Origin of the sequence: Desulfoluna butyratoxydans (assembly GCF_900699765.1) — a bacterium.
GTDB classification, from domain to species: domain Bacteria; phylum Desulfobacterota; class Desulfobacteria; order Desulfobacterales; family Desulfolunaceae; genus Desulfoluna; species Desulfoluna butyratoxydans.
This window is the reverse complement of the sequence record NZ_CAADHO010000006.1, coordinates 206,709-232,274: the sequence shown is the minus strand read 5'-3', so window position 1 is coordinate 232,274 and position 25,566 is coordinate 206,709. Positions and strand designations below refer to the sequence as shown.

17 protein-coding genes are annotated in these 25,566 nt (G+C 60.3%); 10 read left to right on the top strand and 7 right to left on the bottom strand.

Annotation, left to right across the window (positions count from 1 at the left end; translation table 11 throughout):
• Positions 1–118: 118 nt before the first annotated feature.
• The gene (locus tag MSL71_RS16970; RefSeq protein ID WP_180142610.1) at positions 119–2,068 is read right to left on the bottom strand and encodes a phosphoenolpyruvate carboxykinase (GTP); all 1,950 of its coding nucleotides are present in this window, start codon (positions 2,066–2,068) and stop codon (positions 119–121) included.
• A 271-nt stretch (positions 2,069–2,339) separates the two neighbouring features.
• The gene (locus MSL71_RS16965) at positions 2,340–2,990 is read right to left on the bottom strand and encodes an XTP/dITP diphosphatase (RefSeq protein WP_180142608.1); all 651 of its coding nucleotides are present in this window, start codon (positions 2,988–2,990) and stop codon (positions 2,340–2,342) included.
• A gap of 509 nt (positions 2,991–3,499) precedes the next feature.
• Between MSL71_RS16965 and iorA the strand changes: the two genes are divergently transcribed.
• The 5 genes from iorA (at position 3,500) to MSL71_RS16940 (ending at position 11,534) form a co-directional block, all read left to right on the top strand.
• Complete coding sequence (iorA, locus tag MSL71_RS16960; RefSeq protein ID WP_180142606.1) at positions 3,500–5,353, top strand: indolepyruvate ferredoxin oxidoreductase subunit alpha; 1,854 nt, start codon at positions 3,500–3,502, stop codon at positions 5,351–5,353.
• A gap of 97 nt (positions 5,354–5,450) precedes the next feature.
• The gene (locus MSL71_RS16955; RefSeq protein ID WP_180142604.1) at positions 5,451–6,044 is read left to right on the top strand and encodes an indolepyruvate oxidoreductase subunit beta; all 594 of its coding nucleotides are present in this window, start codon (positions 5,451–5,453) and stop codon (positions 6,042–6,044) included.
• A gap of 273 nt (positions 6,045–6,317) precedes the next feature.
• On the top strand, positions 6,318–7,322 hold the full coding sequence (locus MSL71_RS16950; protein ID WP_180142602.1) for a potassium channel family protein: 1,005 nt from the start codon (positions 6,318–6,320) through the stop codon (positions 7,320–7,322).
• Position 7,323: 1 nt separating this feature from the next.
• On the top strand, positions 7,324–8,826 hold the full coding sequence (locus MSL71_RS16945; RefSeq protein WP_180142600.1) for a TolB family protein: 1,503 nt from the start codon (positions 7,324–7,326) through the stop codon (positions 8,824–8,826).
• Between the two features lie 284 nt (positions 8,827–9,110).
• A complete protein-coding gene (locus MSL71_RS16940; protein WP_180142598.1) occupies positions 9,111–11,534 on the top strand; it encodes a fatty acid cis/trans isomerase in 2,424 nt (807 codons plus the stop codon).
• Between the two features lie 303 nt (positions 11,535–11,837).
• Here the strand turns inward: MSL71_RS16940 and trpS are convergent, their stop codons facing one another.
• The 3 genes from trpS to MSL71_RS16925 form a co-directional block, all read right to left on the bottom strand.
• Complete coding sequence (trpS, locus tag MSL71_RS16935) at positions 11,838–12,839, bottom strand: tryptophan--tRNA ligase (RefSeq protein WP_180142597.1); 1,002 nt, start codon at positions 12,837–12,839, stop codon at positions 11,838–11,840.
• 450 nt (positions 12,840–13,289) lie between these two features.
• The gene (locus tag MSL71_RS16930) at positions 13,290–13,859 is read right to left on the bottom strand and encodes a pyruvate kinase alpha/beta domain-containing protein (protein WP_180142595.1); all 570 of its coding nucleotides are present in this window, start codon (positions 13,857–13,859) and stop codon (positions 13,290–13,292) included.
• A 72-nt stretch (positions 13,860–13,931) separates the two neighbouring features.
• A complete protein-coding gene (locus MSL71_RS16925; protein WP_180142592.1) occupies positions 13,932–15,617 on the bottom strand; it encodes a pyridoxal-dependent decarboxylase in 1,686 nt (561 codons plus the stop codon).
• Positions 15,618–16,069: 452 nt separating this feature from the next.
• Between MSL71_RS16925 and MSL71_RS16920 the strand changes: the two genes are divergently transcribed.
• Both MSL71_RS16920 and fusA read left to right on the top strand, forming a co-directional pair.
• Complete coding sequence (locus MSL71_RS16920; RefSeq protein WP_180142590.1) at positions 16,070–16,645, top strand: GerMN domain-containing protein; 576 nt, start codon at positions 16,070–16,072, stop codon at positions 16,643–16,645.
• A gap of 261 nt (positions 16,646–16,906) precedes the next feature.
• The gene (gene fusA, locus MSL71_RS16915; protein WP_180142588.1) at positions 16,907–18,946 is read left to right on the top strand and encodes an elongation factor G; all 2,040 of its coding nucleotides are present in this window, start codon (positions 16,907–16,909) and stop codon (positions 18,944–18,946) included.
• A gap of 135 nt (positions 18,947–19,081) precedes the next feature.
• Here fusA and MSL71_RS16910 read toward each other — a convergent pair whose 3' ends face one another.
• Positions 19,082–20,506 (bottom strand): M48 family metallopeptidase, encoded by a 1,425-nt coding sequence (locus tag MSL71_RS16910; RefSeq protein ID WP_180142586.1) that lies wholly within the window; start codon positions 20,504–20,506, stop codon positions 19,082–19,084.
• A 382-nt stretch (positions 20,507–20,888) separates the two neighbouring features.
• Between MSL71_RS16910 and MSL71_RS16905 the strand changes: the two genes are divergently transcribed.
• The 3 genes from MSL71_RS16905 (at position 20,889) to ispH (ending at position 24,529) form a co-directional block, all read left to right on the top strand.
• The gene (locus MSL71_RS16905) at positions 20,889–21,647 is read left to right on the top strand and encodes a ParA family protein (protein WP_180142584.1); all 759 of its coding nucleotides are present in this window, start codon (positions 20,889–20,891) and stop codon (positions 21,645–21,647) included.
• A 250-nt stretch (positions 21,648–21,897) separates the two neighbouring features.
• Positions 21,898–22,794, top strand: a complete 897-nt coding sequence (locus MSL71_RS16900) for a ParB/RepB/Spo0J family partition protein (RefSeq protein ID WP_180142582.1) — start codon at positions 21,898–21,900, stop codon at positions 22,792–22,794.
• Position 22,795: 1 nt separating this feature from the next.
• Positions 22,796–24,529, top strand: a complete 1,734-nt coding sequence (gene ispH, locus MSL71_RS16895) for a 4-hydroxy-3-methylbut-2-enyl diphosphate reductase (protein WP_180142580.1) — start codon at positions 22,796–22,798, stop codon at positions 24,527–24,529.
• A 205-nt stretch (positions 24,530–24,734) separates the two neighbouring features.
• Here ispH and MSL71_RS16890 read toward each other — a convergent pair whose 3' ends face one another.
• Positions 24,735–25,451, bottom strand: a complete 717-nt coding sequence (locus MSL71_RS16890) for a 4'-phosphopantetheinyl transferase family protein (protein ID WP_180142578.1) — start codon at positions 25,449–25,451, stop codon at positions 24,735–24,737.
• Positions 25,452–25,566: the final 115 nt, after the last annotated feature.

Genomic DNA, 25,566 nt, shown 5'->3' with positions numbered 1-25,566 from the left:
TTCCCAGGTGCCCCCACCTGGCCGCCGGAGGCAAAATCCAAAGGCACCTCCCCCCAAAAAAAAGGCCCCGCTCGATCGCCATCGAGCGGGGCCTTCGCCGTTTTCAGCATGGGTCTATCTAAGCGGCGTTTTTCTCCTTGAGTGCCTCGGGGCTCACAACGGCACCGAAGCTCTCCTTGAGGGCTTCAAGGCCCTGCTTCTGTTCCTTGAGAACCTCGAAGAAACGGGCGGGAATGTCCTCTTCCTTGCCGTAGGCTTCATTCTGCAGGTCGATACGGGACATGATGTTGTCCACGTACAGGGAGAACTGCTTGGTGTAGAGGTCCATGGGGTAGGGCTTGTCCAGAATGTCGGTGAACAGGGCCTTCAGGTCCTCGTACTCGGGGATGATGCCGATGGGGGTCTCGATGCCGCCCACCTCGCCGTGGAAACGACGCTCCAGCCATGCCAGCCAGACCTTTACATCCCTTTTTTCGCCCAGGAGCTTGGTGGACTCGCCGCCGCGGGCCTGGTGGGTCAGGAAGTAGTTGAGGCCTGCCATGAGGGGACGCTTGCCGTCGGCAATGCGCTCGTTGGCCCAGAAGGTAAACTGCGCGTCCATGTACTCGCCCAGGGCGCCGGGGATAAAGGGAGCGTTGGCCCAGGGGGCACGCTTCACGCCGGTGGCCCCTACCTCGGTGGCGGTGGCGGCGGAGACGATGCACGCGCCGATGGCCACGCCGTGGTCGGAATTCTTGGCGACCCATACAGGGGGCATGGTGTCGGCATCGCGACCGGAGTAGGTGATGACGCTGGTTTCAACACCGCTGGGGTCTTCGGAAGAGGGGGAGTAGTTGGCCAGGGAGCTGGCCACCAGAGTGGCGCGGGAGTTGGGGTGGGAAACGGGAACGGGCTTGCCCTTCTCGTCCACCATGCCGGCTTTCCACTCGCCCTGGAAGTTGCGACCCTTTGTGGGGGCCTCTTCGCCGTTACCGGTCCAGTGGGGCTTGCCGTCGTCATCGATGAGGACGTTGGACCAGATTACCTCGGTGCCCTCTTCGCGAAGCAGAGGCATCAGGCCGGGATCGCCTTCCCAGTTCACATCTTCCACGATGCCGAAGATCCCGCTCTCCGGGTTGATGCTGCGCACGGTGCCGTCTTCGGCAATCCACATCTGGGCCAGGTCATCCCCCACAAAGTGGTGGCCGGCCATGGCGGTGGTGGTCTTGCCGCAACCGCTGGGGGCGGCGCCTGCAAACCAGGTGGTCCGCTTGCCGGGGCCTTCGATGCCCGTGATGAACATGTGCTCGGAGAGCTCGTTGCCGCGGTTCTTCACTGCCTTGTCCACGGAGAAACGATGGTTGCCCTTCTTCATCAGCAGGGTGTTGCCCGCGTAGGTGCAGTTGATGGAGTAGGTGGTCTGGTCGTTTCGGTCCATGTAGACCCTGGCGTTGGGAAGGTCTTCCGTTCGGTTCAGACCCTGGGAGTGGATGTTGGTGTAGAAGTACCCCAGACGCTCCACTTCGTTGTCAAAGTCGTTGAACCGGTTGCGGTAGAGCATCTCCGCGCTGTGGGCCACGTAAAAGGAGCTGGTGATCTGAAGGGAGGGGTTGGAGCCCAGGGCGCCAACGGGTCCCCTCATGTAGAGGCCCACGATCATGGTCATGCCCTTCATGATCCCGCCCATCTTGGTCTTGACGTCGTCAAGGCCTTCGGACCGGTCGATGCGGTTGGCCAGGGAGCTGACCTTCTCTTCGGGCTCGGCCAGGTAGAAGGTGCGGTCGGTGATACGGCCCTGCTCCTCCTTGAGCTCGAAATGGATCGTGTGGTTCGGCATGGGAAGAGCGTCCTCCTCCCCGTTGGCCAAAGCGCCTGCACGAACGGCTTTTCCGTCCGCATCGGATCCAGTGTTGATGAAGATGCTGTCCGGCGTGCAGAGTTTCGCAGCGTTGGCGATGGTTTTCACCACCTCTTCGGTGCGAATCTGTTTCAATTTCGCCAGGGTCTCAGCGTCCATGCGAGCCTCGAGGAAGGCCAGGGCCTCCTCAAGCGTCTCGATCCCCCCAATCATCTCTTTTTTCTGTGCCATGTTCTTCCTGATCCTGAAAAGTGTGATGACAACCCGAAGCCCCCGTCGCCGGGCAATACTTCACACCCGACCTTCTCACGCGCCTTTGTGCCGCAACCCCATGCGGATAAAAAGGCCTGAGAGGCTCTGTTCGAGTCATCATACGTTGGAATGTGAATACATCTTTAAATTAAGCGCGTTCTGTTCGCCGAGACAGCGGACATCAACAGGTCACATGGCCCATAAGAACAAACCCCATCGTTCCACGGGCCATATGTGCATCAGGGCCTGATCAGCACCCCTTGCACTCAAACCGCTCCTGAACCGGCGTGTGCATGTCGATCCAGGTCAGCACCTTGTCGAATTCGTCCGCCACTTCTTTCAAGGCCCGACCCCTGTGGCTGATCTCCCCTTTCTCTTCCATGGTCAGCTCCGCAAAGGTTTTCCCTTTGTCGGGGCAGAAAAAGAGCGGGTCGTAGCCAAAGCCGCCCTCTCCCGAAGGTGCCTGGGCAATCACCCCGTCGCAGCGACCTTCATAGGTTAGGGCCTGCCCGGTGGGCATGGCGATGGAGAGAACACACTGAAACGCCGCTCTGCGATCTTCAACACCAGCCATCTGTTCCAGAAGCTTGGCGTTATTGGCTGCGTCGTCAGCGTTCTCCCCGGCATATCGGGCCGAGTAGACCCCGGGCTCACCATTCAGGGCCTCCACCACCAGCCCCGAATCATCGGCGATGGCAGGGTAGCCCAGAACACGAGCCGTAAAACTCGCCTTTTTATAGGCGTTATCGTCAAAGGTGTCCCCATCCTCAATCACTTCGGGAATGGGCCCGAAGTCGTCGAGGTTCTTCAATTCAACCGGGAACCCGGCCAGCAGGGCCCGGATCTCTTCGGTCTTTCCCTTGTTCCGTGTGGCCAGAACAAGAATAACGGATTTACTCATAGGAGCGTACCACCCTTCCCAGACAACGGGGCCGGCCTTAACGCGGCGACACCGTTGCGTAAATATATGTTGACGGGCATCTCAAGCGTCTGTTCCTTTGGAAAAAACAACACCAAACGGCCCGATCTTAAACAAATTACACTTCCTCTTAATGTATAACCAGAGGCCTTGTAAAGGGTTTTGGGCCATGACAGGCGAAGGTTTTCCAAGACGAACATTTCCGCACTTTTTTACCTCTCGAAACGAACATCTTGTTCATTTTCGAACCTTCTTTTTAACCCATCTGCACCGAAAAGAACACCGCCTGAAGACAGGGTGCCCATCCGGCAGAGAAACGGTCCGAAACCCCTCCTTATTATGACCGTCCGAAGAGAAGGCAACCCCCGCGTCTTCCTGTTTTTCCCCGGCGTCAGTGGCCCAAGGCCTTGACATTCGGGGCTATCACGTCTAAAAAAATGGAGATTTAACTTTAACGAGAACGTCAACACCCATCCATAAGGAATTTTGCCATGCACAAGCTTCTCACAGACAACCCGGGCCAGAAGATGCTCATGCTGGGCAACGAGGCCATTGCACGGGGCGCCATTGAAGCCGGCGTCGCGTTTACCGCCTCTTATCCCGGGACGCCTTCGTCGGAGATTTCCCTCAACTTTTTTCAGATGTCGAAAGAAAGCGATCTCTATTTCGAGTACAGCATCAATGAAAAGGTCTCCGTGGAGGTGTCTGCGGCAGCGGCGAACTGCGGCGTACGAAGCATGTGCGTGATGAAGCACGTGGGGATGAACGTGGCGGCCGACGCCCTTCTCACCCTTGCCTACATCGGCGTCACCGGCGGCATGGTGATCTTAACCGCCGACGACCCCTTTATGTTCTCCAGCCAGAACGAGCAGGACAACCGCTACTACGGCAAGCTCGCCGGGCTCCCCGTGCTGGAGCCCTCCTCCGTTGCCGAAGCCAAGGAGATGACCAAGCAGGCCTTTGAACTCTCCGAAGCCCTGGGCGAGCCCGTGATCCTGAGGACCACCACCCGCATCAACCACTCCACCGGCGTGGTGGAGCTGGGCGAGATCACCGAACGCAAAACCAAGGGCGACTTCACCAAGGACCCCATGCGCTGCGTCACCGTTCCCGCCGTCTCACGGGGCCTCCACGTAAAGCTCCTGGCCAACCTGGACAAAGCAGAAGAGATCGCCTGCACCTCCCCCCTCAACAAGGTGGACGGAAGCGGATCGTTGGGCGTCATCGTCAACGGTGTCAGCTACAGCTACGTCAAAGACGGCCTCAAGGACTTAGGCGCCACCGACAAGGTAAAAATCCTGCGCATCGGCTTCTCCAACCCCCTGCCCAAAGCCCTGGTCCTCGATTTCATCAAGGGCTGCGACAAGGTCCTCGTGGTGGAAGAGGGCGAGCCCTTCATGGAAGAGGCGGTCAAGGCCGTGGCCCAGGAGAACGGGCTCACCCTGCCCATCTGCGGCAAAGGGGAACACCTCTTCTCCCGCCTCTACGAATTCGACCCCAAGATGGTCCGCAACGTCATGGCCTCCTATTTTGAGCTGGCCCCGGTCCCCAGCCAGAGCGTGGACACCTCCAACGTACCCGAAATCCCCAACCGTCCCCCCAACCTCTGCGCCGGCTGTTCCCACCGGGCAACATTCTACGCGGTGAAGCAGGCCACCCAGGGCATGGACGTCATGTTCCCCTCGGACATCGGCTGCTACACCCTGGGCTTTATGCCTCCCCTTGCCACCGGGGACTTTGTGCTCTGCATGGGCGCCTCCACCAGCACCTCGGCAGGTTTTTCCACGGTGACGGACAAGAAGGTCATCTCCTTTGTCGGAGACTCCACCTTCTTCCACTCCGGCATCATGGGCCTGATGAACGCGGTGTTCAACAACCACAACTTCACCCTGGTGATCCTTGACAACCGCATCACCGGTATGACGGGCCACCAGCCCAACCCCGGCGTGGACATGGACGAGATGGGTTTTGAAGGGTACAACTCCATCGACATCGAAGGGCTCGTGAAAGCCGCAGGCGTCAAGCACGTCTCCGTGGTCCGTCCCTACAACCTCAAGAAGAGCATCGCTGCCATCAAGGAAGCCGTGGAGTTTGAAGGGGTCTCGGTGGTCATCGCCAAGGAGAAGTGCACCCTCTACGCCAAGAGCCTCAAGCAGCTCACCGGCAAGAAGTTCCAGGTGAACCCCGAGAAGTGCAAGAACCACAGGGACTGCATCGACACCATCGCCTGCCCCGCCTTCACCACCGAAGGGGGACGGGTCCGGATCAACGAGGATATGTGCGCCGGCTGCGCCATCTGCGCCCAGATCTGCCCTGAAAACGCCATCCTGCCCGTGAAAAAGTAGGCAGAGCGGCTCCATGAACGACACCGGCCACGCCCGTTTCCAAAAAAACGGGCATAGCCTTCGTCATAACCTTTTTTCAACACAAGGTGACACCCATATGGATACCAAAAGACTGATCATCGTGGCGGTGGGCGGACAGGGCAACCTCCTGGCGTCCCGGGTTCTGGGCGAAGCGGCTCTGCTCCAGGGCATCCCCGTGCACATGAGCGAGATACACGGCATGGCCCAGAGGGGCGGGGTGGTGGAATCCTCCATCGTCTTCGGCGATGCCGAAAGCACCATCATCTCTGACGGCGAAGCCGATGTCTTCGTCAGCTTTGAGCCCTCCGAGGCCCTCCGGGCCCTGGGACGCTGCAAAGAAGAGACCGTGACCATCACCAACCTCTCCCCCCTGCCCCCCTTTACCGTGGCCATCGGCAAAGGGGTGTACCCGGAGATCGACAAGGTCACCGAGCTGCTGGCAAACAAAACCAGGCGCCTCATCGCCTTTGACGCCGTCAAGCTCGCCGAAGAGGCCGGCAACGTCCTTTCGGTGAACATGGTGCTCCTGGGCGCCCTCATTGAGACCGGCGTCCTGCCCATCAGCGCCGACGCCATCCGCGAGGCCATCTCCACCAAGACCAAAAAAGCCTTTGTGGACGTGAACCTGAAAGCCTTTGAGCTTGGCTTTGCCGAAGCGGCAAAGCACTAAAGCTCCGCGAATCACGACAGGGTCCGGGGAGGCTTATGCCCCCCGGACCTGAACACGCCTTCCCGGGCCCCCGCCCATGGAAAAAAAATCTCCGGCCATCGATTTCACGGCCAATTTGTGTCACCTTATTATTAGACATAAAACGTGCATTCTTACGAAGCGCACCGTAACGGCCACCGTCTTTCAAAGACATCGACACACGAACCACCCCAAGCCGCTTAGCCCGAGGGGCATTCGCAAACCCGGGAACGCTCCCCGGAGGAGGCACCGTCCATGATTCAGAAGCGAATCACCACCTTTCTGCTGGGCATCCTCGTGGTGGTGGCCATCGGCACCGCCGGCTACTTCCTCATCTTCCATGGCCAGGAGCGCTGGATCGACTGCCTCTACATGACGGTCATCTCCATCACCAGTGTGGGCTACGGAGAGATCCTGGACGTCTCCAGCAGCATCGCGGCCCAGATCTTCACCATGGGCCTCATCACCTTCGGCATGGGGTTCATTCTCTATGCCATCAGCTCCATCACCGCCTTTCTCATCGAAGGGGAACTTTCCGGTGTGCGAAGGAGAAGACGCATGAACCGAGAGATCAATCGCCTCACCGGTCACATCATCCTGGTGGGGGGTGGCGAAACAGGACGCCCCCTGGCCAACGAGCTGCTCACCTGCGGAGAGCAGGTGGTGATCATCGAGCAGGAAAACGACCCTGCCGCAGCAAGCCTTTCGGCACACCACATCCTCTTTATCGAGGGGGACCCCACCGACGACGCCAACCTGGAAAAGGCTGGCATCGACCGGGCCAAGGGGGTGGTCATTGCCCTGCCCCAGGACAAGGACAGCCTCTACGTCACCATGACCGCCCGTATGATGAACAAAGACCTGCGCATCGTCGCCCAGGTAAGCGACCCGAAAATGGCCCCCAAGTTCACCAAGGCAGGGGCCGACAGCATCGTCTCCCCCAACACCATCGGTGCCCTGCGCATGGCCTCGGAAATGGTCCGGCCAGCCGCCGTGGACTTTCTGGATCAGATGCTGCGCAGCGAACAGGGCCCCTTACGGATCCACGAGCTGCCCATCACCCCGGGCTCCCCCATGGACGGCCGGCGACTCTCCGAAACCGACCTGAGGCGGGAACACGACCTTCTGGTCCTGGGGCTCAAGGACAAAGAGACCACCCTCTTCAACCCCAAGGCCGACACCCTGCTGGCCTCGGGCATGACCCTGGTGGTCATGGGCAACATCGACGAAATCAAACGCCTCCAGGCCAGGGTGAGCTGAGATGCCGCGGCCGTGGATCCTCCTCCTCGCCGCAGCCCTCCTGTGCGCCCGGTGCGCCCCGCCCGTCACGCACACCGCCCCCCTTGCGCCAGCGGACACCGTGGAGATCCTCGAACCCCTCGAAGGGGCGATCTACCCCCGGGACATGGCCCCGCCCCTATTTGAATGGAGGGGGTCCGGTCAAAACGAAGCACCCTGGCTCGTGGAGATCCGCCTTCCCAAAAGCCCTCCCATCCGCCGGGAGGTACCAGCCGCCCCCTGGCAGCCCGACCCGGGCCTGTGGCACCGCATCAAGCAAGAAGCCACCGGCGCCCCCGTTACCCTTTGCATCTCACGGGCAGGCAGCCCCGGCATGGCCCCTTCAACGCGGCGCTTTTTTATCTCCAACGACCCGGTGAACGCCTCCATCCTCTACCGCCAGCTCCCCCTGCCCTATGGATTTTCAGAAGACGATATCCGGCGCATCACCTGGAAGCTCGGCGCGGTGGATGCCAACCACGCCCCCAAAACCGTCATGACGGGCCAGCCCACCTGTAGCGGCTGCCACCAGGCCACCACCGACGGCCGCCTCCTTGCCATGGAGATGAATGTGAAAGGAGACAGCGGTGCCCAGTGGGTGAAACCCGTTTCCCGAGTCATGGAGATCACCCATAACGACACCATGAGCTGGAGCGACTACCCCACGCCTCCGTTCTTCCCGCCCCCACGGGGAAGTTTCGCAAGGATCTCCCCTTCAGGACGCTTTATGGTGGGGCCGGTGAACGACATCGGCTTCATGGTCACCACCGGCGATGCCGCCTACTCCCAGCTCTTTTTCCCCACCTTCGGCTTCCTGGGGACCTACGACCGGCACACACAAACCTTTGCTCCGCTGAAAGGCGCAGACGACTGGGACTTTACCCACACCGATCCCAGCTGGACCCCGGACGGATCCGCCCTGCTCTTTGCCCGGGCCGAGACCAAAAACGCTTACCACCCGAACCTCGGCAACATCCGTATCCTCTCCTCCCCCAAGGGCATCGACGCACTCAACCGGCAATACCCGATCCGGTTCGATATCTGCCGCCTTCCCTTTGATAACGGAAAAGGGGGCATGGCCACCCCCCTTGAAGGCGCCAGCAACAACGGCATGAGCAACTACTTTGCCCGGGTCTCCCCGGACGGAAACTGGGTGGTCTTCACCCAAAGCCGGAGCGGGCTCATGCTCCAGCCGGACAGCACCCTTCACATCGTTCCGGCCACCGGGGGCTCCCCCCGAAAAATGACCTGCAACCGCACCGGCATGAACTCCTGGCACGCCTGGTCCCCCAACGGCAAATGGCTCGTCTTTGCGTCCAAAAACCGCGCCATGACAACGGAGCTTTTTCTCACCCATGTCAATGAAGACGGCACCGACGCCCCGGCCATCCGGCTCCACCGATTCAGCCACCCCACCATGGCGGCCAATATCCCGGAATTCGTGCCCTTCAAACCGGAGGCCATCGATACCATACGATTGAAGTAACAGAAAAAAACAGTCTCCGCCGGGCAGGGGATAAATTCCCTGCACCCCAGGATTGCACATGCTCCGTCCCTTCGTTCCTCAGGGACGTCACATGTGCTGATGGGCTTCGCCCGTAATGGACAGTATGGGGTCGTGTTGACATGTTCATTCGATTTTACAGCAGCCCTCTCCGTCAGCCCTGCAGGGGCTGACGGAGAGGGCTGCTACCGAAACGTTTTTGCGGAGCTTATTTCAAAAAGCGACCCGCTGGAGGCTTTTTCCTTTTTCACTATCAGGGAGGCACCATGGGAAAACAATGGAAGGCGTTACTCTTGTGTGTGGGACTCTTTCTCATCGGCTGCGGCGTGCAGCAGGCCAAGGTCTTCAACGACAGGTACGGGCCGGAACAGGTTGTCTCCCGGGTAGACGGGGAGCCGAGGACAGGGCTCACCTATTATGAAGACATCCGACCCATCCTGGAAAAACGGTGCAGCGCCTGCCACAGCTGTTACGATGCCCCCTGCCAGCTGAAGCTCACCTCCTTTGAAGGGGTGGACCGGGGGGCCACCTCGCTCATGGTGTACAACGCCTCCCGCATCACGGCAGACGATCCCACCCGACTCTTCATCGACGCGGACACCACCCCGGGGTGGCGGGACAGGGGGTTTCACCCGGTCCTTAACGAACGCACCCAGGAGCCTTCCGTCAACCGGGAGAACTCCGTCCTGGCCCGGATGCTGGAATTAAAGGCGAAAAACCCCCAGCCAAAAAAGGAGCTTCTGCCCCAGTCCTTTGACCTCTCCCTGGCCAAGGCCAACAACTGCGAACCCAGCGAGTCCTTTGACAGCTTTGAGGAGCGCTATCCCCTGTGGGGCATGCCCTACGCCCTGCCCGGGCTCACCAGGGAGGAACACGACGCCATCCTGAAATGGATCGCAGACGGCGGGCTCATGAGACAACCAGAAACAACATCACCGCAGGCAGCCGACATCATCGCCCGCTGGGAGCTCTTTTTTAACGGCACCTCCTTGCGGGAACAGCTCGTAAGCCGCTACATCTACGAGCACCTCTTCATCGCCCATATCCACTTTGAGGGCCTGCCCAGCCGGGAGTTCTACCGCCTGGTGCGCTCCACCACACCTCCCGGAGAGCCCGTGGACGAAATTCCCAGCGTGCGCCCCTACGACGCCCCGGGCATCCGCCCCTTTTATTACCGGTTGAAAAAGACCCCCGCCGTGGTGGTGAAGGACCACACCGTCTACCGGCTTTCCGATACCAAGATGAGACGCTTCAACGACCTCTTTTTTTCGCCAGCCTATGAGGTCTCCAGCCTGCCCTCCTTCGACCCGAACACCGCAGCCAACCCCTTGCGGGCCTTTGCCCAGCTCCCGGCCGCCTCCCGGTACCGGTTTCTCCTGGACGATGCCCACTTTTTTGTGAACGGATTTATCAAAGGACCGGTCTGCAGGGGCCAGGTGGCCCTCAACGTGATCAACGACCATTTTTTCGTGGCCTTTTTCGACCCGGACAAGGACATGATCAGCAACGACTCCGACTTCCTCGCGGAGGTGAGCCCCTTGCTGGCCCTTCCCGGAGAAAAGGAAAACACCCTCAACATTCTCAGCATCTGGTTCACCTACTCCCGCAACCAGAAAAAGTACCTCAAGACCAAAGACGACTATATCGACCGCCTCCACCCCGACCACATCGGCAACGACATCACCCACATCTGGGACGGAGACGGTGGCACCAACGACAACGCCCTGCTCACCGTGTTCCGTCACTTCGACAGCGCCACCGTCCTCAAAGGCCTGGTGGGCCAGGTCCCCAAGACCGCCTGGGTGGTGGACTTTCCCCTGCTGGAGAGAATCCACTACCTGCTTGTGGCGGGCTTTGATGTCTACGGCAACGTGGGGCACCAGGCCGTCACCCGCCTCTACATGGACTTTCTCCGCATGGAAGGCGAAAACAACTTTTTAAGCTTCATGCCCAGCAACCGACGCGAAGAGATGCGAAAAGACTGGTACCAGGGCACCCGCGCCGATCTCAAAAACCACCTCGAAAACCCCTTGCTGGGCCTCTCCCGCGAAACAGGCGTCACCTATGGAACCCAGGCCCCGAAAGACGAATTTTTTGAACAGGTACTGGCCCATGTGGGACCCGTCATCCCGCAACAGGACCCCATCAACCGCTGCCCCTCCGGGCATTGCCCCACCGAGGGGGACACCCCGCAAAGGCTCGCCGTTGAAAAATCCCTGCGCCGCATCACCGCTATCAAAGGAAGAAAGACCGAGGTGTTCCCGGACGTCTCCTTTCTCCGGGTGGTCACCCCGCCCAATCAGGAGGATCTGGCCTATACCATCATCAAGAACAAGGCCCTGAGCAACAACTCCTTCATGTTCGGCGAAGAGAGGCGCCGCCGCCCCGAAGACGACACCCTGAGCATCGTTCGCGGCCACGTGGGAAGCTACCCCAACGCCTTTGTGCGCATCGACGTTGACAAGGTGGACACCCTGGCCAACCGCTACCTCAAGGTCAAAGACGAGGTCACCTACTACCTCATGGCCAGGCGCCACGTGGTCCGCCGCACCAGCCCCGACTTCTGGGACGAATACGACTGGCACTGCCGGACCTTTCTCAACGCCCACCCCGTGGAAGGGGGCACCTTCGACCTCTACCGGTACATCCGCATCGCCGAAAAAGAGGACGGGACCCTGGTGGAGTGGTGAAAAAGCAGCACCCTCTGGCCAAAGCCAGTCAAAAGCCTTGCCTCCAGCGGCCAGGGGATAAATCCCCTGGACCCCAGGTCCACAAATGTTAGGGGGCTAAAGCCCCTCCGCATTTGCCTTTGGGCTTTGCCCGTAAATAAGGTGACGGCTTATTGAAGCACCTTCATGTTGCCCGAAGTTTTTTTCATGTTTTCACGGGCGAAGCCCGTCAGGGAATATGATGAGCCTGAGGAACGAAGGCGAAAGAGCATTCCCGAACCTGGAGGCCTGCTTTTTTTACCCACATTGACCATAGAAACGGCCCTATCTTAATAAATCCAGCCCAAAAGCGGCCTTGACCTTTTGGGCGGTCTCTTCGGTTTCTGCCCGGGCTTTCTCCGTGCCCGCGCGCAGGATGTTCATCAGCCCGGCCGGGTCTGCGAGAAAACGAGCCCTGCGCCTGCGGATGGGAGCCAACAGCTCCTGCAGGCATTCTGTAAGAAGGGATTTCAGCTTGCTGTCGGCCAGGCCGCCGCGTCGGTAGTCCTCTTTGAGGCTTGCCACAAGGGCTTCATCCGGGCAGAACGCATCGAGATAGGTGAAAACCACGTTGCCCTCCACGGACCCGGGATCTTCGATGCGCAGGTGGTTGGGGTCGGTGTACATCTTCTTCACGGCCCCCTCGATCTCGGCGTCGCCGCTCCCCAGGGAGATGACGTTGCCCAGGGACTTGGACATCTTGGCCTTGCCGTCCACCCCGGGCAGGCGGGAGACCTTGCTGAGAAGGGGGCGGCACTCCACCAGCACCTCGCTGCCCGCGACCTGGTTGACCTTGCGCACCACCTCATTGGTCAACTCAATCATGGGCAGCTGATCATCCCCCACAGGGACAAGGTCCGCCCGAAACGCGGTAATATCTGCCGCCTGGCTGATGGGATACGAAAGAAAGCCAGCCGGGATGGACGCACCGAACTGCTTTCCGGCAATTTCGGCTTTTACCGTGGGGTTTCTCTGAAGACGGGAGACCGTCACGAGGTTGGCGTAGTACATGGTGAGTTCGGCCAGGGCAGGCAGCCCCGACTGAAGGCAGATCACGGTGCGATCGGGGTCAATGCCCACGGCCAGGTAATCGGCCAGCACATTGAGGATGTTGCCGGACACCTTGGCAGGGGTGTGCCCGTTGTCCGTCAGGCCCTGCATGTCCGCAATGAGAATGGTCTGGGAAGAGGTGTCCTGCAGCGCCACGCGCTGTGTAAGGGAGCCGACGTAGTGGCCGAGGTGAAGGGAACCGGTGGGGCGATCGCCCGTAAGGATTTTTTGAGACATCTTGTTCTCCTTGGATGTGTTTAACACCACCGAAGGAGACGATTGCACGCACGTGTCAATTCATTCGTCGCCCTTCGGCGGCAAATGAAGACAATACAAGTCCATGTGCCGCTCCGTCAGGAGCGCCACCAGAACATGCGCGTCGTTACTGTCTGTGTCTCTGTGTTTTTCATACCCACGACCTACCACCCTTCCCACAAAAGAGCAACAAATGCATGCCTCCGGCGGCAAGGTGTGCCAGCTTGAAAGCTGGTTGCGAATGCGCTTTCCCCCCTCGTTCCTCGGGGAAAATCACATTCGCCTTTCCTTCAAGGCTTTTGAGGAGACCTTGCAAGACACCATTTGTCGAGGGTTTCAAAAGCCTGCCCCCAGGCCAAGGAGGCTTTCCACGGGCCAAGCCCGTAAGCAAGTGTAAAGGGCTTTAGCCCCGGGGCATGTGCGAACCTGGGGTTACGCTTTGGCGTCGTTGTCAAACGCGGGCTTGCAGAGGATCTCGCGGATTTTCATCTTGAAGAAGTCGGCGGTATTGACGGCGCGCAAAACCACGGCGGTATCGGCGCCCCTGCCGGAGCCCCCCACGCAGATGACATGTTCGCCGGCAGGGATCAAACCGGCGTCGGCGGCCATGAGGCTCACCTCCACGGCCACTTTGAGTCCCGCTCCGAAGAGCTTTAAGGTTTCGGCAATGACCTCGTCCACCTGGTAGGTGTTGAACCGCAGGCGCACGGCCCTGCCGATGCCGAAAAAGGTATGACCGCAGGTGAGGACCTTGACGCCCGAGGCTTCAAGCTGCCCCCGCGTGTCCGGGTCCAGCTCCTGGACATTGGGCCCTTTAAGGCCCGTAAAATGGGTGACGGCAACCACCTCGAACCCCTTAAGGATCTCTGCGGCCCGCTGGGCCGTGTAACCACTTGTCGTTGCCAAAACGCAGGTTTTGATGCCCAGGGCCTCGCCTTGCTCCCTGACGCACCGCAGCACATCGTCGGTATTGGTTTTTCCGGGCTGGTCAAAAAGAATCATACGGTATCCATGTGTCTGGTGGGTGGTTACTTATGGCAGAAGGATTCGCGCCCTCCCGGGACAGCACGGCGGCTACCCCTCGTCTACGCGTTTTCGGCTCTTGCGGGTGGTGGTCCCCTTGAGCCAGGCAGCGTAAATGGCCTCCTGCTCGTCCAGGATATCCCTGAGCACCTCCATGGTGGTCAGAGGATTCATGAGAACACAGCGAAGGACAACGACCTTGCCCTCGGGATACCCCGGAAAGACGGTCTCATGCTCCAGCACGGTCCGGGAGACAAAGCTGTTGCCCGCTTCCCGCTGTTCCTGCTGAAGGGCGCGGTTCACTTCGTTGAAATGCTCGTTGATCTCAAGGATCCGCTCGGGGGAGGCCTGGGCCATCTCCTCCTGGAAGGGGGTCGGGCAGACGCGATAGGTGAGAATGTTGAGTTCGGGCCGGGTCACCAGCTGGAAGATGTTACGGCGCTCGATCTCCTCGGCAAAACTTCGGGCCAGCTCAATGCCGTGGTTGATAAGCATGCCGTAGCCCCGGCTGCCCATGATCTTGAAGGCGCTGTCCAGAATAAGGCAATTGGCCTCCCGGGATCCTGAAAGGGTCTTGCTGCCTAAGTCCACGCTCCCTTTGCGGATGATGTAGTTGGCGTGGTAGGCCACGGCGTCCAGGCTGGTGGGGTCTTTGAAAAAGACCATGCCCGAGCTCATGGGCATGTAAAACTGCTTGTGGGCGTCGATGGTGACGGAGTCCACCTCTTCGATGCCCTTGAGCAGGTGGGCGTAGGTCTCGCTCATGAGGGTGGGACCGCCCCAGGCCGCGTCGGCGTGGAGATGGATGCCCTCTTTACGGCACAGGGCGCTGATCTCGGGAATGGGGTCCACGTTACCGGTCTCGGTGGTCCCTGCCACGGTGACCACAGCGGCCACCCGGGTCCGTCCCTCCTTTTTAAAGCCCTCCAGCATCTCTTTCAGGCAATCCACCCGCATGCGGTTGGTGTTGTCCACGGGCACGGGGATGATGTTGCCGTTGCCGATACCCAGGATCCCGCCGCATTTTCGAAGGGAGTAGTGGCACCGCCTGGAGACGAGGATCACGCATCGGTCGATGCTGTGAGCGGCATAAGCAGCGGCCAGCCCCTCGATTTCCACGCCCTCAAAGGAATCCGTGGGACCAAGGGCCCTGTTCCTGGCCACCCAGAGGGCCGTAAGGTTGGCCGTGGTGCCCCCTTCGGTGAAGGAGCCCAGGGAGGTGTGGGTGTTCTGGACGTGCTCCCGGTAAAAGGCTTCATCTTTTTGATAGATGATGCGGTGCACCTTGGCCACCACCTGCTTCTCCAGCACGGAGAGCATTTTGGAGGTTTCCAGCTTCACCACGTTCTGGTTCAGGGCAGCCACAATGGCCTTTAAGTGCACCATAAAATAGGGAATGGCAGCCGTCATGTGCCCAACAAAATAGGGAGAGGCCACGTTCACGGCGTGGGGTGCGATATCTTCGAATACCCCGCTGACCACATCAGCCAGGCGCTTTTCCGGCAGGCTGTTCATCACGGTATCGGTGCACCGGTCCGCGATCTCCTTAAGGCTCACAGCCTCGGTGATCCCCACGTTCTGGATCAGAAAGTCGTGGAGTTCAAACAGGATCTGGCGCATGTGGTGCACCAGAACGTCCCGTGTTTTTTCATCTTCAGGACTTGTAAACACCCGAATCAGGTTAACCCACTCCTGCTGCTTGCCGTCGTTTATCACTGCACTGCCCTGTTCTTCCATGCCCCTTCTCAAACCCCCTGTTTCAAGACCCAACCATCCATCATGATGGCATATATCCCGTTTACGCAAAAATAACAACGACGACCGAAAAAAAAGCCCATGGGCAGCCCCCGTCTTTCAAGGGTTTCTGCCCTCCCCTGACCCTTTCCTCCCCTTCGGCCCCATGGCAGGCCTCAAAAGCCCCTGGGGCCGGGGCAGCCCTCAGACGTACTAAAATACGTGAATACAGGAGCAATCCCGTGCCTCATTTCTTGACAACCTTTTCATTATAGCCTAAATTTTGCTGGCTCACAGCGGCACCCACCCCCACCGGTACCCGAACCGTCGCCAACGGCCCGGAACCCATGGGATTCCGTACCAAGGGTTCCGCTCACCCTGCCTGGGGACTGTTCCCGGGCAGACGCACACTTGAGACACCGGGACGCAATCCCCGGGCAAGGCAACAGGGAGCCATGACCGAAGACGGTAAAGGACAAACCGGGGTTTTTGTGGCAGCAGCCGTGGCAACGCTGGTCATCGTGGCCATCTTCTCCTTTTTCTCGGGCCCCGACGCCGCCCAGAGGAACATCACGGAGGCCCCCATTCCGGCCAGCCACTCGGGACGCATCGAAGAGGAGAGCTTTTTCCTCTACTTTGCCCAGCGCGACGGCCGTTTCCTCACCTCCGAGGAGCGTACCGTCTCCACCACAAAAGATCCCTGGCAGCTGAGCCAGAAGATCATCGCGGCCCTCATTGACGGCCCCGAACGCGGCAGTGCCCGAACCCTGCCGGCAACCACCCGCCTGCGGGCCCTGTACATCACCGACCCCAAGGTGGCGGTGGTGGATTTTTCCCGCGAGATCCGGGAGGAGCCCATGGGCGCGGCCTCGGAACTGCTGACCGTCTATTCGGTGGTCAACTCCCTGGCCGTCAACATCCCGGAGATCGATGCCGTCCGGATCCTCATCGAGGGCGAGCGGGCAGAGACCCTGGCCGGCCACATCGACATCTCCGAGCCCCTTGCCCCCGACATGCTCATGGTTCGATAGGGACCGGCATGGGAAAAAGCAGCACGTAACACAACAGCCACATGCCCCTAACACGGGACCGGCTGTGTCATCATATTAAAGGAAGAGTGACGGACGACGGGAACCTCCCGCCCCGTTTGCAACATAAAGATCGAAAAAAAGTCAATATCACGCGCCCGGGCCATGAGGCCGCACAGCGGGCTGGTGACCCATCGCATCGCTGGTGAACCCCACCACCTTTTGCCAGACTTTTTTTGAGGCCATCAGGAAAAACACGCACACATGAAAAAGACCAAAATAGAACAGATACGAAACATCGGCATCATGGCCCACATCGATGCGGGAAAAACCACCGTCACCGAGCGCATCCTTTACTACACGGGTCGGTCCCACAAAATCGGTGAGGTCCACGACGGCGAAGCCACCATGGACTGGATGACCGACGAGCAGGAGCGGGGCATCACCATCACCTCGGCGGTCACCACCTGCCAGTGGAAAAACAAGCAGATCCAGATCATCGACACCCCGGGCCACGTGGACTTCACCATTGAGGTGGAGCGGTCCCTGCGCGTTCTGGACGGCGCCATCGGCGTCTTCTGCGCCGTGGGCGGGGTTCAGCCCCAGTCCGAAACGGTGTGGCGGCAGGCCGACAAGTACGAGGTTCCCCGCATCGCCTTCATCAACAAGCTGGACCGCATCGGCGCCGACTTCAACGGCGCGGTGACCGCCATCCGTGAAAAACTGGGGGCCAACCCCGTGGTAATCCAGCTCCCCGTGGGTGCCGAAGAGTCCTTCCAGGGCGTCATCGACCTCATCGCCATGGAGATGATCGCCTGGAACGACGACTCCCTGGGCGCTGAATTCGAAACCAGCCCCATCCCCGAGGCCATGATCGACGACGCCGAAGCCGCCCGGGATGCCATGATCGAAGCCCTCTCCGACGTGGACGAGGAGATCATGGAGGCCTACCTGGCCGAGGAGCCCGTCACCAACGACCAGATCAAGGCAGCCCTGCGCCAGGGGACCATCGACCTCTCCATCGTGCCGGTCCTTTGCGGCACGGCCCTGAGGAACAAGGGCATCCAGCCCCTGCTTGACGCCATCTGCGACTACCTGCCCAACCCCGTGGACATCCCGTCCGCCCACGGCACCAACCCCACCACGGGCGAGCCCCTCACCTTTGAGCAGAAGGTCAAAGAGCCTCTGTCCGCCCTGGTGTTCAAGGTCTCCATGATTGAAGGCCGCAAGCTCTCCTTTGCCCGCATCTACAGCGGCAAGCTCATCGCAGGCAGCGAGGTGTTCAACCCCCTCCTGAAAAAGAAGGAGAAACTCTCCCGCATCCTCCAGATGCACGCAAATCGAAAAGAGCGGGTGGCCGAAGCAGGCCCGGGAAGCATCGTGGGCATCGTGGGCCTCAAGGACACCTCCACCGGAGACACCCTCTGCAACGCCGACAACCAGATCATTCTGGAGCGCATCGACACCTACGAGCCGGTGATCTCCATCGCCGTGGAGCCCAAGACCCACGCCGACCAGGACAAGCTGGACACGGTCCTGGCCAAGTTCACGGCCGAGGACCCCACCTTGAAGGTCCGCACCGACGAGGACACCGGCCAGACCATCCTCTCGGGCATGGGCGAGCTGCACCTGGAGATCATCATCAGCCGCATGCAGCGTGAGTTCAACACCGACGTCAACGTGGGCAAACCCCAGGTGGTCTACCGGGAGAGCATCACAAACGAGACCTCCGCCACCGCCACCTTTGATCGCGAGATGGCCGGCCAGAGCCACTACGGTCAGGTCTCTCTCACCCTCAAGCCCCTGGCCCTGGGCGAGGGCAACCGGTTCGTCAACAGCCTCTCCGAAGAGGAGCTGCCGCCCCAGTTCAGCGCAGCCATCGAAAAAGGGGTCATGGACGCCCTGGACAGCGGTACCCTCCTGGGCTACCCGGTGGTGGACGTGGAAGCCACGGTCACCGGAGCCGACACCCGGGAAGGCCACGGCACCGAGCTTGCCTTCTCCGTCAGCGCCTCCATGGCCATGCGGGAGGCCCTTTCAAACGGCGCCCCCTTCCTGCTGGAGCCTGTGATGGCCGTGGAGGTCTTTGTACCCGACGACTTCATGGGCGAGGTCATCGGCGACCTCAACTCCCGTGGCGGCAAAATCGAAGCCATCAACCCCAACGCGGGCATCCAGGAGATCAACGCAGCCGTGGCCCTGTCCAGGATGTTCGGCTACTCCACCGCCCTTCGTTCAGCCACCCAGGGCCGGGGCAACTTCACCATGAAGTTCTCCCACTTCGACCGCGCCGTGGACAAATAACGGGTCGCCTCACGGCACCCACCCGCATCGCATAAAACATAAAAAAGGGCCGCCTCCCCATGGGAAAGCGGCCCTTTGTTATGTGCGGTGCCTCGCTTAAAAAAAATTCAGTGCCTATTCACCACTCACAATTCACTATTCACCACTTACGTCCCCTTCCGGTTTCGGCTCTTCGGCCTTCTCTTTCTTCTTCTTTTTCTTGCCCGTAATCGATACAAGGGCTTTTTCCACCTCTTTGCGGGAGGCGTCGTCAGGCGCCATCTCCTTGGCGCGCTTCAGCTGGAACACGGCGTTGCGAAGATCCCCTGAAGCCCGATAGGAGAGGCCGAGGTGGTAGGCGGAATCAAAGGTCTTGCCCAGTTTGGCATAGGCATTGCCCAGGTCGTAATGGGCCCGGGCCCCGGGGCCGTAATCCCTTGCCAGGGGCAGAAGGCGGTCCACCGCTCCGTCGTAGTCCCCCTCTTCAATAAGGAGGCGCCCCATCCAGAGGTTGCTCTCAAAATCATCCGGGTCCATGCTCAGGGCGCCCTCCAGCAGGCGGCGAGACTCCGCAAGCTTGCCCTGATGAAAATAGATCCAACCCAGCCCTTTGAGTGCGTCCTTGTCAAAGGCTCTTTTTTCCAGGACACGCCGCATGTGAACGGCCGCCTTGTCGTATTTCCCCATGCGATCCATGAGAAGGGCCAGGCCGTACTCGGTATACAAGGGGGCATCGCCCCGCTCCATGGCGTTCAAAAACCGCTCTTCCGCCTGGTCCACCGGGGTGTACAGGGCCGTGAGGCGCGCCTTGATCTTCAGGAACTCGGACTGATCGATGACCTTCCTTCGGGCGTCGAGCTCCTCTTTATGGGCCTCGATCCAGTTGCCGATATAAACAAGCCGGTCTTCCAGGGCGGGGTGGGTGGTGAGGTACGTGGGGATCTCGGAAGGCCCGAACCACTGCTTGGAGCGAATGGTCTTCAGGGCCGTGAGCATCTCCTCTCCGCCGTACCCGGCCTCCATCATATAGGTCATGCCCACCTGATCGGCCTGCATTTCGTCTTCCCGGCTGTAGGCCAGGGCCGCGCTCTGGGAGCCCGCCAGGGATCCCAGGGTCAGGGCTCCGGCAGCCTCGGAGTTCCCCCCGGCCACCCCCACGAGGATACCGGCGGCCACACCGGCCAGGGTCCCCAGGCCGATCTTTTTGGAACGCTCGATGCGGTCGGAAATGTGCCGGCTGTAGACATGGGAGATTTCGTGGGCCACGATGCCCGCCAGGGCCTCTTCCGAAGGGAGCCCCTGGATCAGCCCGCTATGGAAAAACACGTGCCCCCCGGGTCCTGCAAAGGCGTTGTACACGTCGCTTTGCACCACATAAAAATGGTACTTGAAGTGCTGCTCCGGAAAGGCCGAGAGAATACGGTTCCCCAAGGTGTTGATGTAATCGTTGACCACGGGATCGTCCACAATCCGGTACTGGGCTCGTATCATCCGGATGAACTCTCCGGCCACTTCGTTCTCCTCGCGGATGGTGATGGCCGAGGCCACCTGACCGCAGAGAAACACACATATTATCGCCATGGAGACAGCCCGTAGAAAAGGTCGTCTTCTTTTTTTCATGCACACCTCAATATTGCGCTCGTTTCGTCCTGCAACGGCCCTTTCAGGCCCGACAAAATACGGCAGGTTCCTTTAAAATGTCATACCTTGCGCCATGCGCCTAGTCTGTGATGCGGGTCACAACCGGGGCTCCCGGCCTCCGACCCGCATCACAGCCAGCCCACTTTAGCACACCCCCTGCTGCCCCACAACCGGCCCCCGGTGGCCCCCCGGCAGGACCCTCCGGGGTGGACGTGCCCATTCCACAGGAAACTAACACACTAATTATACGAGCAATACCTGCGCCGCCGATTTTTGCTCATTTTCTTTGCAAAACCCCTTTTTTATGCTAATCTCCACGACCATGGCACAGATTATCTGCATAGCAAACCAGAAAGGCGGCGTGGGTAAAACCACCACATCCATCAACCTGGCGACGGCCCTGGCCAAGATCGGGAAACGCACCCTCCTCGTGGACTGCGACCCCCAGGCCAACGCCACCACCGGCATCGGGATCGACAAGACAGCCCTCCGGGAAAACCTGTATCACGGCCTCATCGGTGACGCGGACGCACAGGCGCTCATTCACCCCACGGCCGTGGAGGGACTCTCCGTGATTCCTGCCCGGGTGGAGCTCATCGGCTTCGAGGTGGAGATGATGGCCCACGAAGGCCGGGAGCTGGTGATGCGCGAGCTCCTGGACGAAGTAAAGGAGGCCTTTGATTACATCGTCATCGACTGCCCTCCCTCCTTGAGCCTGCTCACACTCAACGCCATGGCCTCGGCCGACTCCATTCTGGTCCCCCTGCAGAGTGAATTTTATGCCCTGGAAGGGCTCACCCAGCTCATCGACACGGTAAAACGCATCAAGGCCAGCTTGAATCCGCGCCTTCGCATCAGCGGCATCCTGCTCACCATGTTCGACCGCCGCACCAACCTCTCCTTTCAGGTGGCGGAAGAGGCTGAAAAACACTTCAACGACCTGGTCTTCACCACGCGTATCCCAAGGAGCGTCCGGCTCTCCGAAGCGCCGAGTTACGGCGAACCCATCTTTCTGTACGACCCCTCCTCCGTGGGAGCCAAGAGTTACCTGGCCCTGGCCAAAGAGGTGGTCGAGCGGTGATGACACCGTAAGCCCCGACGCCCGACGCGATGTGACCGGTTCACAACCACCGCCACAAACGCGCCCTTCCATTTTCCGGCCGCCCATGGCCGGAACCTTCGGACGAAATGTCTCGTCCACCATTCAGACACATGGCGCCCGATGGGGGCAAGGCCCGCCCGGACCTTGCCCCTGTTGAACCGGGACCTTGAGCAGACCCTGCCGCGCAGGGCCGATAACCTTCACCAAGAGAGACGGTGAGATAAAAAACATGACCACTACCGCCAAATCACGCAAAAAAAAGGGCCTGGGCCGAGGCCTCTCCGCCCTGATCCCGGAAAGCAGCCTTCAGCTGGACGACGCCACAGAATCGTCCCAGGAGTTCTTTCGCTGCGACATCCACCGTATCAGCCCCAACCGGTACCAGCCCCGGCACACCTTTTCCGATGAAGAGCTTTCGGAACTTGCCGACTCCATCCGGGAGCAGGGCATCATCCAGCCCCTGGTGGTCCGCGCCGCCGAGGCCGGTGCCTACGAGCTGGTGGCCGGAGAAAGGCGCCTGCGCGCCGCAAAACTGGCGGAACTTGACACGGTCCCCGTGGTGGTCCGCGAGGTCTCCGATGCCAAGCTCCTGGAGGTGGCCATCGTGGAGAACATCCAGCGCGAAAACCTGAACCCCATTGAGGAAGCCGACGCGTACCACCGACTCATGGAACTCTTCTCCCTCACCCAGGAGGAGATGGCCGCCAAGGTGGGCAAGAGCCGCCCGGCCGTGGCCAACTTCCTGCGCCTGCGCCAGCTTCCGCCGGAGATCAAGGCCTGCATTCAGGACGGCCGCCTCAGCATGGGACACGCCCGGGCCCTTTTGGGAACGGACAACCCCCTCACCCAGAAAGAGGCCTTTCGCACCGTTCTGGAAAAAGCCCTCTCCGTCAGACAGACGGAAGCGCTGGTCCGTCGCCTCAAAACCGAAAACCAGCAACCCGAAAAAGAGCCCGAGGTGCCTTCTGCGCACCAACTCCAGCTCGACACCATTGCCGAACGCCTGAGCCACCGGTTCGGCAACAGGGTCCAGATCAAGCAACGGGGAAAAAAGGGCCGACTTGAAATCGAGTTTTACGGCGATGACGACTTCAATCGCCTGCTCACGCTTCTGGAACCAGCCTAACATGAAAATTATCATCGCGCGCACCGCCGGATTTTGCATGGGCGTCAGACGAGCCGTGGAAACGGCCCTGGACGCCTCCAACGGCCAGGACGGCCCCATCTGCACCTACGGCCCCCTGATCCACAACCCCCAGGTCCTGGACCTGCTCAAAGAAAAAGGGGTCCCCGCCATCTCGGAGATCCCTGAACAGGGCGACGGCACCGTGGTGATCCGTGCCCACGGGGTTCCGCCCGAGGCCAAAGAGGCCCTCAAGGGCGCGGGCTTTTCCGTCATCGACTCCACCTGCCCGCGGGTCATCAAAGTGCAGCGCATCATCCATCGCTACGCAAAAAAAGGCCACCACGCCATCATCATCGGGGACCGGGACCACCCCGAGGTCATCGGGCTCAACGGCTACGCCCACGGCCTGGGCCATGTGGTGGAAACCCTTGACGAGGTCAAGGCCCTCCCGGATTTTGAAAATGCCATCCTCGTGGCCCAGACCACCCAGAACGTGCACTTTTACGACGAGGTCAAGGCGTGGATCGCCAGCACCCACCCCCACTACCTCACCTTCGATACCATCTGCGACTCCACGGAAAAAAGGCAGGCGGACATCCTGTCCATCGCCCAGAACGTCGACGCCGTGGTGGTGGTGGGCGGCAAAAGCAGCGGCAACACCCAGCGCCTGGCAGAACTGGCCAGGGAATCGGGCAAGCTCACCTTTCACATCGAGGACACCGACGAGCTGGACTTAAGCCGGATCAAGCACTTAAAATCCGTTGCCATCACCGCAGGGGCCTCCACCCCCAACTGGATCATCAACAAGGTCTACCGTTTTATTGAAAGCGGCACGGCAAGTGAGAAGGATCTTTTCGGCATTCCGGTTTCGGCCCTGAAGATGGCCTTGCTGCGCAGCAACGCTTACCTCGCCCTGGGGGCGGCCTTTCTCTCCTATGCCTGCTCCATGCTCCAGGGCATCGACCGCTGGCTCATCCCCGCGGCCGTGGCCATGCTCTACGTCCTGTCCATGCACATCTTCAACCACCTCACCGCCATCTCCTCGGACCGCTACAACGACCCGGAGCGGGCCGATTTCTACGACCGGAACAAATGGCCCCTGGCGGGATTTGCCTTCACCGGCGGCGGCGTGGGCCTTCTCCTGGCCTACAGCCAGGGCCTCTTTGCCTTTCTCGTGCTGCTGGGCATGAGCCTGGCGGGCCTCTCCTACAACGCCCCGGTGATCCCCAAGCGCTTTTTCCAAGGCAGGTACCGATGCCTGCGGGACATCCCCGGCTCCAAGACCATCCTCATCACCGCGGCCTGGGGCACGGTCACCGCCCTGCTGCCTGCCCTCACCAGCGACAACGGGTTCGGCCTCGCCACCCTTCCCGCCCTGATTTTTGCCTGCGGCATGGTCTTTGCCCGGACAGTCTTTTTTGACATTCTCGACATGCAAGGGGACCGCATCGTTGGCCAGGAGACCTTCCCCATCATCCTGGGGGACAAAAAAACCATCCGCCTGCTCAAGAACCTGCTGGTGACCCTGGCCGTGATGCTCCCGCTAATAAGCGCCCTGGGCATCTTCTCAAGCCTGGGCCTTCTCCTCTGGATCTGCCCGGTGCTGATGTTTACCCTGCTCATCGCCTACCAGAACCATCTTCTCCTAGCAGGCGTGCAGCTTGAACTCCTCATCGAAAGCCATCTGGTGCTGGCGGGGGTCCTGGCTCTCACCTGGAGCCTCTGCATCGGGTAACATGGCTGCCTCTGGCGGCCAACCTTATTAAAAAGGTTGCCACACAGGTTTTACAGATGGATTGGCCATCGTCTCAAGACGTTGCTATCACAAGCGGACGTGGCAATCCGCAACCATTCGTTTCCCCACAACCACAACGGGCCACCACCGATTCCCATGAATCGGTGATGGCCCGTTTTTTTTATACCCCGAGATCCCTCTTGCGTTACGCCTGCCAGACCACGCTGAGCTGGTAGCCGTCCCGGAAGGCAGGGGTGTCCCAGGCGATGCCTGTCACCACCTCGCCGTTATGGCAGATGCCGCGGTTCAGGATCTCCACTTTTTTAAGGCTCTCGTGAAAGCCCTTGGCGATGTATTTAAGGTAGGCCTCTTTGAGGGTCCAGCGCCGGTACCACTCGGCATCGGAGGCGCCGTTCAGCTCGGCGATCTCACGGGGGGTAAAGGCCACGCGGGCCACGTGGGGCATGCGACCGGCCTCCACCTGTTCCAGGTCCACGGCCACGCGCCGTTCCTTTCGGGTGGACACCACGGCCACGGCGTGGTCCCCGGAGTGGCTGATGGAGATGTGGGTGGCTGAATGGTCCGCCAGAAAGGGAGCCCCTTCGGGCTCGGTGTCCACGGTGACGCCCCGGGGTGAAACAGACAACACCTCTGCCGCAGCCTGCTTCACGGCCAGCCTCCCGCAGAGCCACTCCGCCTGCTTTTTCAGCACGCGGAACCCCGATGCGCGCTCGATTTCGGCATCGGTAAACAAGGCGGAAAGGCCGGTGACAGCCTGCAGGTCCACACCGGGCAGGCCCCGTTTACCGGACGGAAATTCAGGGAGAAAGGCCCCCATAAAAGCGGCAATATCCACGTCGGCAAGCACCATTCCCCCGTCAAGCCGGGATAAGCGCACCATCTGTTCCAGGGAAGGGTTCACGTCTCATGACTCCTGAATAAGGTTGCGGTTCGTGCCCGGTTTCCTCTTCGGGCAGGGTATGGTGCCATGTTTCCCCACGGTTGTCAAAACAGGCCTAAGAGAAGAAGCGATTCGG